Source organism: Citrobacter sp. Cpa228, assembly GCF_030333085.1.
Lineage (GTDB): Bacteria > Pseudomonadota > Gammaproteobacteria > Enterobacterales > Enterobacteriaceae > Citrobacter > Citrobacter pasteurii.
Genome location: NZ_JAOWGQ010000055.1, coordinates 205,917 through 221,419, shown reverse-complemented (window position 1 = coordinate 221,419; position 15,503 = coordinate 205,917). Strand labels below are relative to the sequence as shown.

The window sequence follows — 15,503 nt, the reverse complement described above, 5'->3', positions numbered from 1 at the left end:
AAAAAAGTGCCAGCGATGCTGGCACTTTAGTTTGTCCAGATGGAAGCCAGAAAATCAGTCAATGTGGTACACAATTGCGTTTTCCGTTATGAACCTGTGATTTAATTCTTATTGTCCCCTACCATAAAGCGAATGATCAATCCGCATGCCGGGGCAAGAAAAAGAAACAGTCCCGTTACCATTTCGTTTCCGTCAGTCAACCGTATGGTAAAGAAATAAATTAATGCCGTAAGGATAGCCATGCCGAAAAAAGAACTAATTGACGCGGCAGCGCCCATTACCTGCCAAATATAGCAACTAACGCACAGAATGCTCAATGCGAGGAAAGTCCAAAAATAGAACATAGCGTTACCTCCTGTCTGCCGTAAAAATCGACGTAAGTCCTTACACTTCCTTGATTTTATAGTCTAAGACAATTCCTATCCGTTCGCAATTCAAGCAACATTTTCGCTACAATAACTGTTCATCTTCTGAACTGCACATTCTCCGTTGACCTTTATTTAATCGTCATAAAAACAACAAATTATCTATAAGTCTATTCTTGCTTTTTATCGACCAAAAAACATTTACGAAACTTGAGGAATTATTTCTGGATGACATTAATCTTCGGGTGTACATTGAGCGTCCGATCATTCATACCCCTCGTGGTTTGTCCTGACTCAGTTTTACACTCTTTACAGGAACCATTGTCGCTAATAGTGACCTAACTGTTCAGTGTCAGAGAGTAACGCTGTAGGCAAAGAATCTTCGCGATACATTATTTTCGTACCAACAACAGGTGCTTATGTTCCCCCAATGTAAATTTTCACGCGCGTTTTTGCATCCGCGCTACTGGCTCACATGGTTCGGTGTCGGTGTGCTCTGGTTACTGGTGCAGCTCCCTTATCCTGTTTTATGTTTTCTGGGCACCCGTACAGGTACGCTGGCGCGCCCATTTTTAAAGCGCCGGGAATCCATTGCCCATAAAAATCTCGAACTCTGTTTCCCGAATCTGTCACAAGAAGAAAGGAACAAACTGGTCGACGAGAACTTCCGCTCACTCGGCATGGCACTGCTTGAAACCGGTATGGCCTGGTTCTGGCCAGATCGCCGGGTGCGCAAATGGTTTGATGTTGAAGGTCTGGACAACCTGCAACGCGCTCAGGCACATAACCGTGGCGTAATGGTAGTCGGCGTGCATTTTATGTCGCTGGAACTGGGGGGCCGCGTGATGGGTCTTTGCCAGCCAATGATGGCAACCTACCGCCCGCACAACAACAAATTAATGGAGTGGATACAAACCCGCGGCCGTATGCGCTCGAACAAAGCCATGATCGGCAGAAATAATCTGCGCGGCATTGTCGGCGCACTGAAAAAAGGGGAAGCCGTATGGTTTGCCCCCGATCAGGACTACGGTCGTAAAGGAAGCTCGTTTGCCCCCTTCTTTGCCGTCAAAGATGTGGCAACCACCAACGGTACCTACGTACTGTCGCGTTTGTCGGGTGCAGCGATGCTGACCGTAACCATGGTGAGAAAAGCAGATAACTCTGGTTATCGCCTGTTCATCACGCCTGAAATGGAAGGTTACCCGGCTGATGAAAACCAGGCCGCGGCCTATATGAACAAAATTATTGAGAAAGAGATCATGCGGGCACCCGAGCAGTATCTCTGGATCCATCGTCGTTTCAAAACCCGCCCGATGGGTGAAGCCTCGCTATATGTCTAAAAAGAAAGGCCGAATGGCCTTTCTTTATTTCTGCGCTTGAATTACTTAACCCCCCACTTGTTCTGTAGTTCAGTCATTCGTTCGCTATATTCTCTGCCAAGGCAGGCGGGTTTATCCTGCTCTTTCCAGCATTCATTACGTCCTTTGATCCAACCTCGTTGCTCTGCTTTTAGCGTCGGGTCATTTTTCGATTTAGCCAGCGCCTGTTTGTAGACCTCGTTCAATCGTAAATCCATTGCGGAGAGCGATGGGCTCAGACAGATAATCTCTTCCATGCTTCCCTTTTCCACTGCAGAACAGGAGAATGATGGGCCAGCATGAGTCGATTTTTTCGCCACAGAGAAATCAACATTATCTTCAGGCTGACAAATCCCATGCTTGCGGTTTGGGCCAGCCCAGGACACTTCCGGGTTTCCGTCATCTTTTCTGGAAATTGAGACGGTATTTTTACCGCTCTTTGCCTCCCAGTAATTTTCATTGAAGGTCTTAATGGTCGCTTTTGTGCCATTAATCCATACATTGCCTTTACCATCACTATTCACACCACCAATACTTGCGCAACTGAAATTGAACGCTTGTGGTGCAGCCGCCATCGACGTCAATGGCGCAAGAACAAGTGCTAACATCATTAATCTGGTCATTTTTAACCTTTTCATTATCAAATTCCGCGAGGAAATTAACCGCATTAACCTCAAGGTAATATGAGAATTCTCTGAGTAACAGCCACGTCGCTCAATAGCAATTTATTACCGTCGGAAATTAAACTGTCGCCGAATCACGACACTTGTAAGTTACTAAAATTAAATAAAAAAACGCCTCTTGTTTCACCTCATTTTTAGGCGTACATTAGCGCCGTCTGGAGCATTAAAGCTCAGAATTCTGGGGTGATGCAGCCAAGCAAACGCGGGGTATTCTCCCTTTCGTTTATGCTCGCATCAGCTCTCTGTCAGGTAAGCAGATGTTCATTTAGGCGTACTCATCGTATGCGGAGAGATGAAAAGTGAAATATTTCTTTATGGGCATTTCTTTTATGGTCATCGTGTGGGCCGGTACTTTTGCCCTGATGATCTAAATTGAAAGATGCAGCAAAAAAACAGGAGCCATTTGGCTCCTGTTTGCATGTGTGAGGTGAAGGTTTTGTTAGTCGGTACTTTCAGTGGCTGATTTCGGACTGGCCGGCAGTAAACCATCTGCGCGGAACATGGCTTTGATTCCGCGGATTGCCTGGCGGGTACGGTCGCGGTTCTCAATCAACGCAAAACGCACGTGTGTATCACCATAGTCCCCAAAGCCAATCCCCGGCGAAACACAGACCTTCGCCTCATTCAGCAATTTTTTGGCAAATTCAAGCGACCCCATTGCGGAGTACTGCTCCGGAATTTTTGCCCACACGTACATCGACGCTTTTGGCATTTCAACCATCCAGCCCGCTTCATGCAGCCCCTTGACCAGCACATCGCGACGGCGTTTATATTGCTCCGCAATATCTCGCACGCACTGCTGATCGCCTTCCAGCGCTGCAATAGCGGCTACCTGCAGCGGTGTAAACGTTCCGTAATCGTGATAGCTCTTAATGCGCGCCAGTGCGTTTACCAGCGTTTTATTGCCAACCATAAAGCCAATGCGCCACCCCGCCATGTTATAGCTTTTCGACAAGGTGAAAAATTCAACGGCAACATCACGGGCACCCGGAACCTGCATAATCGATGGCGCTTTCCAGCCATCGTAGACAATATCGGCATAGGCCAGGTCATGAACCACCAGCACGTCGTAGCGTTTAGCCAGTGCGACGACCTTTTCGAAAAACGCCAGCTCGACACACTGTGCCGTCGGGTTGGACGGGAAGCCTAAGATCATCATCTTCGGTTTCGGGTAGCTTTCGCGAATCGCACGCTCCAGTTCATTAAAGAAGTCGACCCCTTCCACCAGCGGCACGGAACGCACCTGTGCACCGGCGATAACGGCACCATAAATATGGATGGGGTAACTGGGATTCGGCACCAGGACCGTGTCGCCGTGATCCAATGTCGCCAACATCAGGTGAGCCAGCCCCTCTTTGGAGCCAATCGTTACAATCGCTTCGGATTCAGGATCGATCTCGACGTCATAGCGTTCCTGATACCAGCGAGAAATCGCCCGACGTAAACGAGGAATACCGCGCGACGTTGAATAACCGTGGGTATCCGGGCGCTGCGCCACGGTACACAGTTTTTCGACAATGTGAGGAGGCGTGGCACCATCCGGATTCCCCATGCTGAAATCGATAATATCTTCGCCGCGCCGACGCGCAGCCATCTTCAGTTCAGCGGTAATGTTAAAAACGTAAGGGGGAAGACGATCAATACGCGTAAAACGACGTTCAGGGCGGGAATCAGCCATAATATCCTCAGATGTACGTTAGCGCCCGGACCGTCCGAGCGACGCTGCCACGATGGTGGCACGTTTAGAAAATAGCCTGATTAATTTCCTTCTGTCGAGAGGTACAGCAAAATATTTTTTATCGGCATAAAAGAGGAACAACGTTTCTAAAACGGGAAATTCATGAATATCCACTCCTTATTAAATCACCAATTTTTAACATTTTGTTGTTAAATACATTACGTTAAAGTTCGCCTTCTCTGGAGATGTATTGTAAATACAACAATCATGCAACAATCCCCTTTTAATATTGTGGTTTTTCCTCATTATCCCATGCTGACAGGGATGCTGGTCATCCTGCCTCGGGTTACCTATCATAGAGGTTTAACCCCTTCGCAAGAGTCACCTGTGCACGAAATATTCAATATGCTGCTGGCGGTCTTTGATCGGGCAGCGCTGATGCTTTTTTGTCTGTTTTTCCTGATTCGTATCCGCCTGTTCCGCGAACTGTTGCACAAGTCAGCTCACTCGGTGAAAGAGCTGCTCGCCGTTACTGCCATTTTCTCCATGTTTGCCCTGTTCAGCACCTGGTCTGGTGTACCGGTAGAAGGCTCACTGGTGAACGTGCGAATTATCGCCGTGATGTCAGGAGGAATTCTGTTCGGCCCATGGGTCGGTATCATTACCGGACTCATCGCGGGCACACACCGTTATCTGATTGATATTGGGGGTGTTACCGCCCTTCCCTGTTTTATTACCAGTATCCTTGCTGGCTGTATTGCGGGTTGGATCAACCGAAAAATCCCTAAGGCGCAACACTGGCGCGCCGGTATTTTAGGCGGGATGCTGTGCGAGTCATTGACCATGATTCTGGTGGTCGCCTGGGCCCCCACTACCGAACTGGGGCTGGATATTGTCTCGAAAATCGGTATCCCAATGATCCTTGGCAGCGTCTGTATCGGCTTTATCGTCATGCTGGTACAAAGCGTGGAAGGAGAGAAAGAAGCCAGTGCGGCAAAACAGGCTAAACTGGCGCTGGATATCGCTAACAAAACCCTGCCGCTTTTTCGTCAGGTCAATAGCGAGTCGCTACGCCAGGTGTGCGAAATTATTCGCCATGATATTCATGCCGATGCCGTCGCGATCACCAATACCCAGCACGTTCTGGCCTATGTCGGCGTTGGCGAACTGAACTACCGCGATAACGATGATTTCGTTAGCCCTACCACCCAGCAGGCGATAAATTACGGAAAAATCATCATAAAGAACAATGATGAAGCACATCGCACGCCGGAAATACACTCCATGCTGGTAATACCGTTGTGGGAAAAAGGTGTGGTCACCGGTACGCTGAAAATCTACTACTGCCATGCCCACCAGATCACCTCTTCATTACAAGAAATGGCTATCGGTCTGTCACAAATTATCTCGACTCAGCTTGAGGTTTCCCGCGCCGAGCAGCTACGTGAAATGGCAAATAAGGCAGAGTTGCGGGCACTACAAAGTAAAATAAATCCCCATTTCCTGTTTAATGCGTTAAACGCGATCTCATCGTCAGTGCGGCTTAACCCGGACACTGCACGCCAGCTCATTTTTAATTTATCTCGCTATCTTCGCTATAATATTGAATTAAAAGATGATGAGCAGATCGATATCAAGAAAGAGCTGTATCAAATTAAGGATTACATTGCCATTGAGCAGGCCCGTTTTGGCGATAAATTGACGGTTATTTATGATATTGATGAAGAGGTCAGTTGTTTTATTCCCAGCCTGCTGATTCAGCCATTGGTTGAAAATGCCATCGTCCATGGGATCCAACCCTGCAAAGGGAAAGGTGTGGTCACTATCAGCGTGGCGGAATGTGGTAATCGGGTACGCATTGCCGTCAGAGATACCGGTCATGGTATCGATCCGAAAGTCATTGAACGCGTTGAGTCCAATGAAATGCCGGGCAATAAAATTGGCCTGTTGAATGTGCATCACCGCGTTAAACTCCTGTACGGCGAAGGGCTACATATCCGCCGTCTTGAGCCTGGCACAGAGATTGCCTTTTACGTGCCAAACCAGCACTCACCTGCAGCAGCCCCGGCCACATTATTGCTTTAACCAGGAGTTAAGTTGTGAAAGTCATCATTGTTGAAGATGAATTCCTGGCCCAACAGGAACTTAGCTGGCTGATAAAAGAGCACAGCCAGATGGAGATTGTCGGCACATTTGACGACGGTCTGGATGTACTTAAATACCTGCAGCACAACCGCGTTGACGCTATTTTTCTGGATATTAATATTCCGTCACTGGATGGTGTGCTGCTGGCGCAAAACATCAGTCAGTTCGCGCATAAACCCTTTATTGTGTTTATTACTGCCTGGAAAGAACACGCTGTTGAAGCCTTTGAACTGGAAGCGTTTGACTACATTCTGAAACCGTACCAGGAATCACGGATTGTCGGCATGTTGCAAAAACTGGAGGCGGCCTGGCAGCAGCAGCAAACAGGAACCCCCCTTACCAGCCTGGTGACGCGTGAAAACGATACGATCAACCTGATCAAAGACGAGCGGATCATCGTTACGCCAATCAACGATATTTACTACGCTGAAGCCCATGAAAAGATGACCTTCGTCTACACGCGACGCGAATCGTATGTCATGCCGATGAACATCACCGAATTTTGCAGCAAACTGCCTGCCTCACATTTTTTCCGCTGCCACCGCTCATTCTGCGTAAACCTGAACAAAATCCGCGAGATCGAACCATGGTTTAACAACACCTATATTTTACGATTAAAAGATCTGGAATTTGAAATCCCGGTTAGCCGGAGTAAAGTGAAAGAGTTCAGACAGTTAATGCATTTATAGCGCAGAGAAAGAGCGATGAAAGAGCCAGGCCTACCCGCAGACCAACAGTTTTTCGCCGATCTGTTCAGCGGCCTGGTATTAAACCCGCAGCGCCTGGGGCGCGTATGGTTCGCGACCCAGCCCACCACGCTACCAGGCGGTAGTTTATGTATTGATCTTCCACGCCTCGATATCGTTTTGCGTGGCGAATACAGCAACCGGCTGGAAACCAAGCAGCATAGTCTGCCAGAAGGCGACATGCTGTTTATCCCGGCGAAAGCGGCAAATCTACCCGGCAGCGACAAGCCCGTGATGCTGCTGAGCCTGATGTTTTCTCCGGCCTGGCTGGGGCTCTCATTTTACGATAACCGAACCGCATCGCTGTTGCGCCCGCTGCGCCGCATTGAGTTACCGCATCCGCAGCGCGGCGAAGGTGAGGCGATGCTGACCGCATTAACCCATTTAAGCCGCTCTCCTCAGGCCCAGGATATCATTCAACCGCTGGTGCTTAGCCTGCTGCATCTGTGTCGTAGCGTGGTGAATACGCGCCCTGAGACAGAGCGCCCGCGCACTGAATTTCTCTATCACAGTATGTGTAATTGGGTACAGGATAACTATGCCCAACCGCTGACCCGGGAAAGCGTAGCGCAGTTTTTTAATATCACCCCCAATCACCTGTCAAAAGTGTTTGCCCGGCACGGCACCATGGGGTTTGTCGAGTATCTGCGGTGGGTCAGAATGGCCAAGGCACGCATCATATTACAGAAATACCATCTGTCGATTAGCGAAGTCGCGCAGCGGTGTGGGTATCAGGACAGTGATTATTTCTGCCGCCTGTTCCGGCGTCAGTTTGGTCTGACGCCGGGAGAGTACGGCGCACGTTTTCAGTCTGCACGTTGATTGAGACAGCATCAACGGGTTTAATACCCCACAGGCTTACTCAATAAAGTGAATATACGATGAAAAACAGACGTGCACTCTCCCTGATGTGTTTTCAGATGCTGGAATCAGGTGCGGATCGTCGGACCGTGAAAAAGGCTCTCACCACCCACCGTGTAAAAGGTCGCGAAGCGGTGGTGCTGCTCTGCAGACAAGAGATGACGTTGTTGAGGGCCGGAAAACTACCGTTCTCTGATTGATAATTTCCCTTTCTGACCCTCTTATCCACTCTTGCTGGCAATCTTAAAACGTCAGTTCCGCCTCCAGCAGCGCCAGAATACTATCAGCATTTTCAGCGGCAAACAGCGACTGGCGGAACTGCTTGTTCACCAGCTTGCGCGCCAGCTGTGAGAAGACCTTCACGTGGTTAATGCCTTCATCGGCACCCAGCGTCAGCATGATCACCAGTTCCACGTCCCCCATCTCAGACTGCCAGTCAACAGGCTGCAGAAGCCGGGCAATGCTGATGCTGGAGTGGCTGATCCACTGGGATTTGGTGTGCGGGATAGCCACGCCAAAGCCGACGGCGGTGGTGACGATCTCTTCGCGCTGCCAGACATCTTCTTCCAGCTCAAACGGATGTTCAGTCCGCCCATTAACGCCAAGATTGCCGCACAGAAACTGAATCACCTGCTCTTTGTTGGTCAGTGGCTCGCCAACGAAAATATTCTCCAGCGCCAGCAGCGGACGCACATCTTTCTGCGGCGCAAACAGGTTGAGCAGATCTTCTATCTCCTGAGCGCTACGACACTCGCAGGCGCGCATGGCAAGTTCACGGCATGCGTGACTGTCCAGTTGACGAAGCTGACTTTTCACCGCCGGAATACGCGGACTGCTCATGCTCAGCTCGTCGAGTCCTAAACCCAGCAGCAGCGGTAAATAGCGACCTTCCCCGCCCAGTTCCCCACAAATGCCCACCCATTTACCGCGTTCGTGCGCCACGCGGACAATCTGCTGCAACATACGCAGAAACGACGGCGTAATCGGGTTGTACAGCGGCGAAACGCGCGGATTATTACGATCGACGGCGTACAGATACTGGGTCATATCGTTTGAGCCAATACTGAAGAAATCCACCTCATCGCAGAAATGGTCGATGATGTAACACACCGACGGCACTTCAACCATAATCCCCAGCGGGATAGTTGAGGCATTGCGTAAACCGTCGGTGTTTAGCTCAACCATCGCCTTCTGCAGTTCGCTTTTTACCCACAAAATCTGGTCGAGACTGTGTACCATCGGGATCATCAGTTGCGCATTACCGAAGGTCGCCGCACGTAAAATGGCGCGTAACTGCGTGCGAAACAGTCCGGCAAACTCCGGATAAATCCGCACCGCACGATAGCCCAGGAACGGGTTTTCTTCCTGCGGAATATTGAGATAGCGAATGTTCTTATCGCCGCCGATATCCATGGTGCGAAAGATAACCGGCTTGTCCCCCGCGGCTAATAAGACCTGCTGATAGGCTTCAAACTGTTCCTGCTCATCAGGCGCGCTGTCGCGGTCCATAAACAGCATTTCAGTACGAAACAGGCCAATCCCTTCCGCGCCATTGGCAAACGCTCCCGGCGCTTCCAGCGCGGTACCGATATTCGCCGCAACGTCAATACGCTGATTATCTTTGGTCAGCGCGGGCTGGGCGGCATCAAGCGCCTGCTGCCGCTGGCATTCATCGGCCAGCCTCTGCGCAATCGCGTAATAGCCGCGAACCGCATCATCCGGATTGATGGCCAGAACCCCACAGCGGGCATCCAGCACCGCCTGCTGTCCAGCATACCGGCTGATAGCTTCCAGCGGCAAGCCGCTAAGCACCGGAATAGCCGACGCGCGAGCGAGGATCAGGGTATGCGAGGTGCGCCCTGTTTTCTCGAGGATCATGCCAGACAGATGTTGCAAATCGAGGCTTAAAAACTGGCTGGGCGTCAAGTCCTCAGCAACCAGAATCGTCGATTTATTCAGCACCAGCGCATTACGCGGTCGTCTTTCAGGCCAGGTGATGTGCAGCAGCTGTTCGCTGATATCACGAATATCGCTGACGCGCTCGCGCAGATAATCGCTACCGGAGGCCGACAGCTTGTCGCACACCTGTTCCATATTGGCGATAATCGCCGTGCCTAGCCCCAGATGGTGCTCCAGCATTAAGCGGCGAATATTCCCGGCAAACTCGTCGTCCTGAATCAGAGACAGATGCGCGCTAAGGATGGCTTTACTCTGTCCATCGCGCTCGCGCAGCTGCTGATTGAGCTGTTCGGCAAGCGTCGCCAGACTGTGCTCCAGCCGGGTATTATCTTCCGCACTCGCCTCAATCGCGCGATAGCTTTCCAGATTATCGCTCTGCCACAGCGTGAGCTGACCTGCCCCCACGCCGCCTGCCAGCACGGTGCCATAAAGAAGGTCTGGGTTGAGGCGAATCAACGAACGCGGCAACGGATGCGCCGCCAGTTCCGCCTGCGTCGGCTGAACGCTGTCGCTGTCAATAAACCGGTGCTGGAGATACTCCTCCAGCGCTCGCCGGGCCTGTTCTTCATCACGACCGCTAATAGTCAGGCTACAGCTGTCGTTAAACAGCGTCCCGGTACCGATCAGCGCCAGCGAGCTTTTCGCATCCGCCCTCGCATTCTGGCGATGGTTAATCAATATCACCTCACTTTGCCACTGGCTGCACTGCTCTTTCAGCTCCCACGCAGGGCGCGCATGCAGGCCATTGGGTAACGGGCAAAGAAATTGAATCGTTAGCATAACAACTCCTGATTAGCGCGAAATCAGCACCTGAAATCCGTCAGATGAGCCACGGTTTCGCACGTAAGATGTGAAATAAGAGCCGACAATAACTGCTGCGTCTGAATGATGTCACGACAGTCGGCAATCGACGCCGCGCAGTGCCCATGACGCGTAGCGGGTCCCATAACAACCGTTGGGATCCCTGTGCCGCTGACGTGCACCGCCCCACCGTCGGTGCCGCCATTACTGAACATATCGAGCTGCAGGGAAATGCCCGCGTCAGCGGCCACGCTTTCAACCCAAGCCGTCAGCTTTGGCGGTGCAATCAGCGATTTATCACTTAACACCAGCATCGGACCTTTACCGAGCTGCCGATGGTTGGCCGTACCATAATCAAAGTTTTTGGCCCAGCAGGCTGTATCCAGCACGATCGCCACATCCGGCGCGACCGCGCGTGCTGCCGTTTGTCCTCCGCGCAGCCCCACTTCTTCGCTGGAGCTGGCTACCAGCCAAACCTCACAAGGGAGAGTGGCGTCATGCCATTCGCGCAGCAGCGCCACCAGCAAATAACATCCAAGCCGGTCATCAAAGGCTTTGCCCATCACTCGTTGGTGCGGCAAAACCTGAAAGGTGGTATCAAAGGTGACGCGATCGCCCGGGCGCACACCGGCCTGAAGCACCTCTTCATAAGAGCGCGCGCCAATGTCCACCCGCAGCGCGCCGACCTCGTTGCCGTTACGCTCTCCGTCAAGCAGACCGGGGATTTTGCTCTCTTCGCGGGTGGTGATCCGCACCGGCTGCAGTTGTCTGGCCGCCATGCGCACATTTCCCACCGGTAAGACATCAATCGCCCCTTCGCTGGAAATACTGCGCACGATAAATCCCACTTCATCCATGTGCGCGCAAATCATTACCTTCGGACCGGTTGATTCATTCAGACGGATCAGCACCGATCCCAGACCATCAAAGCGCACTTCTTTGTGCAGACGATCCGCTTCCTCAAGCAAGATCTGCCGCACATCCTGTTCTGCAGAGGCGATCGCATCCGCCTCGCTCAGCGCCTTCAGTAGCGATAAGTCCATTACGCCTCTCCCGTGTGTAACAATGTTTTCGCCATGGTGTAGAGCACCTCGCCGCCGTCTGGCGTCACCAGCACCACATCCTCAATCCGCACGCCGCCCTGCCCCGGCAGATAAATACCCGGCTCAACGGTGAGCAGCATGCCAGCCGCCAGAGGAGTCGCGTCAGAGGGAGAAAAACGGGGATCTTCATGCACCTCAATGCCGATAGCGTGTCCGGTATTGTGGCCGAAATTATCGCCGTAGCCTGCCTGCGCAATCACCCGGCGAGCAGCCTCGTCCACTTCATGACAGCGCCGCCCGGGTCGAATTGCCGCCACCGCCGCACGCTGCGCCGCCAACACAATCTGATACACGGCAGACAGAGGGCTCTCTTCCGCGGGGTGGCTGGCGTCCGGGATGCGAAAGGTTCGCGTCATATCCGAACAATAGCCCTGATACTGTGCGCCAAAATCCAGCGTGATGAACTCACCCGCCTCGACACGCTTGTCGCTGGCTTTGCCGTGTGGCAGCGCACCGCGCCAGCCGCTGGCGACAATGGTGTCAAAAGAGGCTTTATCTGCGCCGAGCGTACGCATATACCACTCCAGTTCGGCGGCGATTTCGCGCTCACTGAGACCGGGTTGAATAAAGCGGCGAATATGTTCAGCGCTAAGGTCGGCAATTCGGCAGGCCTCGCGAATGCAGGCTATCTCCTGCACCGTTTTCACCTGCCGGAGCACATCCGGTACGGCGCTCACCAACCGGGCACACAGTTTGCCTGACCAGGCTTGCGCCGTTGCCCAGCTAACCTGCTCGCCTTCGAACCCTATCGTTTGCAGCTTTTCGTCGGCAATGATGTGATTTACCTGCGAATACAGCGTCTGCGTTCCATCGAGCCGATGGATCTGATAGCCACGCGTGCGCGTTGAAACATCCGTGTAGTAACGGGAATCAACCAGGATGTGCGCGCTGTTATGGCTGATAAACACATACCCGGAACTGCTGGAGATCCCCATATACGACTGTTTATTCTGCCGCGATGACAGCAGCATCGCGTCGAGGTGTTGTACCGTTAGCCAGTCACGCAGTGAGGCAAGTAAGCTCATGGTCACAATCCTTTTAATCAGAGGCTTTCAATCAGCAATTTGCCTTTGCGATACATCATGTTACGTAGGAACACCACCATCAGAGCCGTAATCACCGCGCCTAACAGGATCCCCGCCATATAGACGCCGAGGTTAGTCACCAGCGGCCATGCCCAGATAGCCGATTCCGGGAACCACTGCACTGCCCCCAGCCAGACGGCAGCCGTCGATCCGACAATGGCGCCAACCATATACGAAGGAATTGCCGTGATGGGGCTTTCCAGCGCAAACGGGATCGCCCCTTCGCTGATGCCCATGAACGCGAGGAACATTGCTGTTTTTCCCTGCGGGTAGAGCTGTGCGCTGAACAGGCGTTTGCCGGTTAAGCGACGGTCAATAAGCGTGGCCAGCCCGAGGCCAATCGGGGGGATCACTATCGCAATCGAGCGTGCGGTGACCGGCAGAACATGATCGGTGGTAAAGCTAAAGGCGACGAATCCTGCTGCCTTATTGATAGGACCGCCGAGGTCAATCGCCGTTGCTGCGGAAATACCCATTGCATACATCAGCGTGCCTTTCTCCCCGGCCGCCGTTAGCAGAGTACGAATTCCGCCGTTAATCCAGCCGCCAAACGGCGTTATCACGTAATACATCGCCAGCATGACGAAGATGGCGGAAAGAATGGGCAGTAAAAAGGTGGTTTTGAACGCCAACAGGAAATCAGGTAGCTGGATTTTTTGGTTCATCCACTTCACCAGATACCCGGCGACAATCGAGATAATCAGCGCGCCAATAAAGGTTGACGGAACGGGAGCACTGGTTGCCCATTGCAGCGTCGCTGGGTCAAAATTCAGTATCTGCGTGGGCTGGGTGGACATCAGACCACCGATGAACCCCGCCGGAAATGCCAGCTTGCCGCCGATAGAGTTGGCGACGAACGCGGCAAACATCGGGATAGCAAAGCCAAACAGCACGCCGCCAAAAGATTGCGACAGCCAGGCAAATTTCAGTAATGAGAGATTAAAACCGGTGAATTTTCCGCTGTTCAGCGCATCCATGATGCCGGTGTCAGCAGGTATATCGAGCCAGCTATAAGCGATCAGTTGCGAGAAGGCGAGAATGACCCCGCCCATAATTAACGTCGGCACCATGCGTGAAATACCCGACATCACATGTTGCGGAAGTTCGCCCCAGAAGCTATTGCGGGAGGCCGGTGGATTTTTTATTGCCGCTGCCGCACCAGATGCGCCAGGCACAACGGTTGCACTGCGTTTTTTAATGGCCATACGTGATTCCCTGTCGATGATTATTGTTGTTCAGCGGCAACCATCTCTTCGATCTCTTTAATGATGCCAGCCGCATTTTTTATCGCGTCCTGTAACGTAATTTCGTAGACGTCACGCGACTCGAAACGCTCGTTATCTTCCGGGGTGACGGCGACAGAATGGATGATTAACGTCGCCTCCGCGATATCCTGCGCCGTCAGACGATTTTGAATTCCGTCTGCGCCCTGGGTTTCAATTTTCACTTCATAACCCGCTTCAACCGCCGCTTCTTCCAGCGCCTGAGCCGCCATAAAGGTGTGGGCCAGGCCCATCGGACATGCACAAACAGCAATCAGTTTTTTGCTCATATTAATTTCCTCGTAATAGTTAACGAGTGAAATTATGGTCTGAGGAAAGGAACAACCGTTATCAGAGAAATGATGCTTTTACTGGACAAATAATCCCGCAATCAGGAAGTGTGACGAAAGTCGGAAAGGCGGGCAGCAGGCATAAAAAAACCGCGTGATATACGCGGTTTTGCAGATTTTTTGCGATGCAATTACAAAATATGCCCCAGTGTCTGGCGCATATGTGCGCCGGAACCCAGCAGACCTGGATTATCATGCACAATCAGATATACCGGGATATCCTGCACATAGGCTTTAAAACGCCCTTTATCCTCAAAACCACCGCGAAAACCCGACGCTTTAAAGAATTCCAGGAAGCGCGGCACTATGCCTCCGGCAATGTACACCCCGCCAAACGTCCCCAGCGTTAATGCCAGATCGCCGCCAAACCGCCCCATGATGACGCAGAACAGCGACAGTGCACGACGACAGTCAATACAGGAATCGGCCAGGGCGCGTTCCGTAATGTCTTTCGGTTGCAGATTTTCCGGCAAACGTCTGTCGGATTTCACAATCGCGCGATACAGATTTACCAGCCCAGGACCGGAAAGCACGCGCTCCGCCGAAACGTGACCAATCTCAGCCCGCAGCACTTCCAGGATAATCGCTTCTTCCTCGCTGTTCGGCGCAAAATCTACATGCCCCCCCTCGCCTGGCAGGCTCACCCAGCGTTTATCCACATGTACCAGATGCGCCACGCCGAGACCGGTGCCTGCGCCATAGACCGCAATGGGTTTGCCCTCGACAGGCTCAGCGCCGCCAAACTGGATCAAATGCTCTTTTTTCAGCATTGGGATTGCCATTGATACGGCTGTGAAATCATTGATAATTTCCAGATGGCTAAAGCCCAGATTCTTTTTCATCTCGGCAATAGAGAATGCCCAGGTATGGTTGGTCATGGCCACCCAGTCGCCGGTTATTGGACAGGCAATGGCGATACAGCCATCTTTGACGCTAACGCTATGCTCATCCAGGTATACGCGCACAACGGCCTCAAGGCTTGGGTAATCCAGTCCTGAATAGGTTTTCGCCTGCGAAATCTCGCCACTGGCAATATCGCACAGAGCAAGACGCGCATTGGTGCCGCCAACATCACCTACTAAAGCATATTTTGTCATTCTTTCACGG

At 52.0% G+C, this 15,503-nt stretch carries 15 protein-coding genes; 6 read left to right on the top strand and 9 right to left on the bottom strand.

Annotated features, from left to right (window positions below):
* Nucleotides 1-101 precede the first annotated feature (101 nt).
* Complete coding sequence (locus OGX91_RS19615) at nt 102-344, bottom strand: YfdY family protein (RefSeq protein ID WP_005129778.1); 243 nt, start codon at nt 342-344, stop codon at nt 102-104.
* A gap of 440 nt (nt 345-784) precedes the next feature.
* On the opposite strand from OGX91_RS19615, the gene lpxP reads away from it, so the two are divergent.
* Nucleotides 785-1,705 carry a kdo(2)-lipid IV(A) palmitoleoyltransferase gene (lpxP, locus tag OGX91_RS19610; RefSeq protein ID WP_149691445.1) on the top strand — a complete coding sequence of 307 codons (921 nt, stop codon included), beginning with the start codon at nt 785-787 and terminating at the stop codon, nt 1,703-1,705.
* Between the two features lie 41 nt (nt 1,706-1,746).
* On the opposite strand, the gene OGX91_RS19605 is transcribed toward lpxP, so the two are convergent.
* Complete coding sequence (locus OGX91_RS19605; protein ID WP_149691444.1) at nt 1,747-2,361, bottom strand: lysozyme inhibitor LprI family protein; 615 nt, start codon at nt 2,359-2,361, stop codon at nt 1,747-1,749.
* A gap of 344 nt (nt 2,362-2,705) precedes the next feature.
* Between OGX91_RS19605 and ypdK the strand changes: the two genes are divergently transcribed.
* Nucleotides 2,706-2,777 carry a membrane protein YpdK gene (ypdK, locus tag OGX91_RS19600; protein WP_010723117.1) on the top strand — a complete coding sequence of 24 codons (72 nt, stop codon included), beginning with the start codon at nt 2,706-2,708 and terminating at the stop codon, nt 2,775-2,777.
* Between the two features lie 68 nt (nt 2,778-2,845).
* On the opposite strand, the gene alaC is transcribed toward ypdK, so the two are convergent.
* The gene (gene alaC / locus OGX91_RS19595) at nt 2,846-4,084 is read right to left on the bottom strand and encodes an alanine transaminase (RefSeq protein ID WP_199946839.1); all 1,239 of its coding nucleotides are present in this window, start codon (nt 4,082-4,084) and stop codon (nt 2,846-2,848) included.
* A 387-nt stretch (nt 4,085-4,471) separates the two neighbouring features.
* Here alaC and OGX91_RS19590 point away from each other — a divergent pair, with 387 nt between their 5' ends.
* Genes OGX91_RS19590 through OGX91_RS19575 form a run of 4 tightly spaced genes read left to right on the top strand, consistent with a single transcriptional unit; the run spans nt 4,472 to nt 8,036 of the window.
* Nucleotides 4,472-6,169, top strand: coding sequence for a sensor histidine kinase (locus OGX91_RS19590; protein ID WP_086523807.1), 1,698 nt, complete (start codon nt 4,472-4,474; stop codon nt 6,167-6,169).
* A 14-nt stretch (nt 6,170-6,183) separates the two neighbouring features.
* Nucleotides 6,184-6,918 (top strand): two-component system response regulator YpdB, encoded by a 735-nt coding sequence (gene ypdB, locus OGX91_RS19585; protein WP_286627216.1) that lies wholly within the window; start codon nt 6,184-6,186, stop codon nt 6,916-6,918.
* A gap of 15 nt (nt 6,919-6,933) precedes the next feature.
* Entirely contained in the window at nt 6,934-7,797 is an 864-nt protein-coding gene (locus OGX91_RS19580) for an AraC family transcriptional regulator (RefSeq protein WP_286627215.1), read from the top strand.
* A gap of 59 nt (nt 7,798-7,856) precedes the next feature.
* Complete coding sequence (locus OGX91_RS19575) at nt 7,857-8,036, top strand: hypothetical protein (RefSeq protein WP_005129811.1); 180 nt, start codon at nt 7,857-7,859, stop codon at nt 8,034-8,036.
* 43 nt (nt 8,037-8,079) lie between these two features.
* Here OGX91_RS19575 and ptsP read toward each other — a convergent pair whose 3' ends face one another.
* The 6 genes from ptsP to glk form a co-directional block, all read right to left on the bottom strand.
* The gene (ptsP, locus tag OGX91_RS19570; protein WP_188232027.1) at nt 8,080-10,575 is read right to left on the bottom strand and encodes a phosphoenolpyruvate--protein phosphotransferase; all 2,496 of its coding nucleotides are present in this window, start codon (nt 10,573-10,575) and stop codon (nt 8,080-8,082) included.
* A gap of 23 nt (nt 10,576-10,598) precedes the next feature.
* The gene (ypdE, locus tag OGX91_RS19565) at nt 10,599-11,639 is read right to left on the bottom strand and encodes an aminopeptidase (protein WP_040231440.1); all 1,041 of its coding nucleotides are present in this window, start codon (nt 11,637-11,639) and stop codon (nt 10,599-10,601) included.
* Nucleotides 11,639-12,724, bottom strand: a complete 1,086-nt coding sequence (ypdF, locus tag OGX91_RS19560; RefSeq protein WP_286627214.1) for an aminopeptidase — start codon at nt 12,722-12,724, stop codon at nt 11,639-11,641. Before ypdF ends, ypdE begins: the two co-directional genes overlap by 1 nt.
* A gap of 17 nt (nt 12,725-12,741) precedes the next feature.
* Nucleotides 12,742-13,989, bottom strand: coding sequence for a PTS fructose transporter subunit IIC (locus OGX91_RS19555; protein ID WP_003834874.1), 1,248 nt, complete (start codon nt 13,987-13,989; stop codon nt 12,742-12,744).
* A gap of 20 nt (nt 13,990-14,009) precedes the next feature.
* Complete coding sequence (locus OGX91_RS19550) at nt 14,010-14,336, bottom strand: PTS fructose transporter subunit IIB (protein ID WP_003028254.1); 327 nt, start codon at nt 14,334-14,336, stop codon at nt 14,010-14,012.
* A 191-nt stretch (nt 14,337-14,527) separates the two neighbouring features.
* Nucleotides 14,528-15,493: a glucokinase gene (glk, locus tag OGX91_RS19545; RefSeq protein ID WP_286627213.1), complete on the bottom strand. Its 966-nt coding sequence runs from the start codon at nt 15,491-15,493 to the stop codon at nt 14,528-14,530.
* Nucleotides 15,494-15,503: the final 10 nt, after the last annotated feature.

Bases quoted from the DNA above. Each gene is read 5' to 3' on its own strand.
- OGX91_RS19580 (WP_286627215.1), top strand. From the start codon at position 6,934: ATGAAAGAGCCAGGCCTACCCGCAGACCAACAGTTTTTCGCCGATCTG.
- OGX91_RS19615 (WP_005129778.1), bottom strand. From the start codon at position 344: ATGTTCTATTTTTGGACTTTCCTCGCATTGAGCATTCTGTGCGTTAGT.
- OGX91_RS19550 (WP_003028254.1), bottom strand. From the start codon at position 14,336: ATGAGCAAAAAACTGATTGCTGTTTGTGCATGTCCGATGGGCCTGGCC.
- ypdE (WP_040231440.1), bottom strand. From the start codon at position 11,639: ATGGACTTATCGCTACTGAAGGCGCTGAGCGAGGCGGATGCGATCGCC.
- OGX91_RS19605 (WP_149691444.1), bottom strand. From the start codon at position 2,361: ATGAAAAGGTTAAAAATGACCAGATTAATGATGTTAGCACTTGTTCTT.
- glk (WP_286627213.1), bottom strand. From the start codon at position 15,493: ATGACAAAATATGCTTTAGTAGGTGATGTTGGCGGCACCAATGCGCGT.
- ptsP (WP_188232027.1), bottom strand. From the start codon at position 10,575: ATGCTAACGATTCAATTTCTTTGCCCGTTACCCAATGGCCTGCATGCG.
- alaC (WP_199946839.1), bottom strand. From the start codon at position 4,084: ATGGCTGATTCCCGCCCTGAACGTCGTTTTACGCGTATTGATCGTCTT.
- OGX91_RS19555 (WP_003834874.1), bottom strand. From the start codon at position 13,989: ATGGCCATTAAAAAACGCAGTGCAACCGTTGTGCCTGGCGCATCTGGT.
- lpxP (WP_149691445.1), top strand. From the start codon at position 785: ATGTTCCCCCAATGTAAATTTTCACGCGCGTTTTTGCATCCGCGCTAC.
- ypdF (WP_286627214.1), bottom strand. From the start codon at position 12,724: ATGAGCTTACTTGCCTCACTGCGTGACTGGCTAACGGTACAACACCTC.
- OGX91_RS19575 (WP_005129811.1), top strand. From the start codon at position 7,857: ATGAAAAACAGACGTGCACTCTCCCTGATGTGTTTTCAGATGCTGGAA.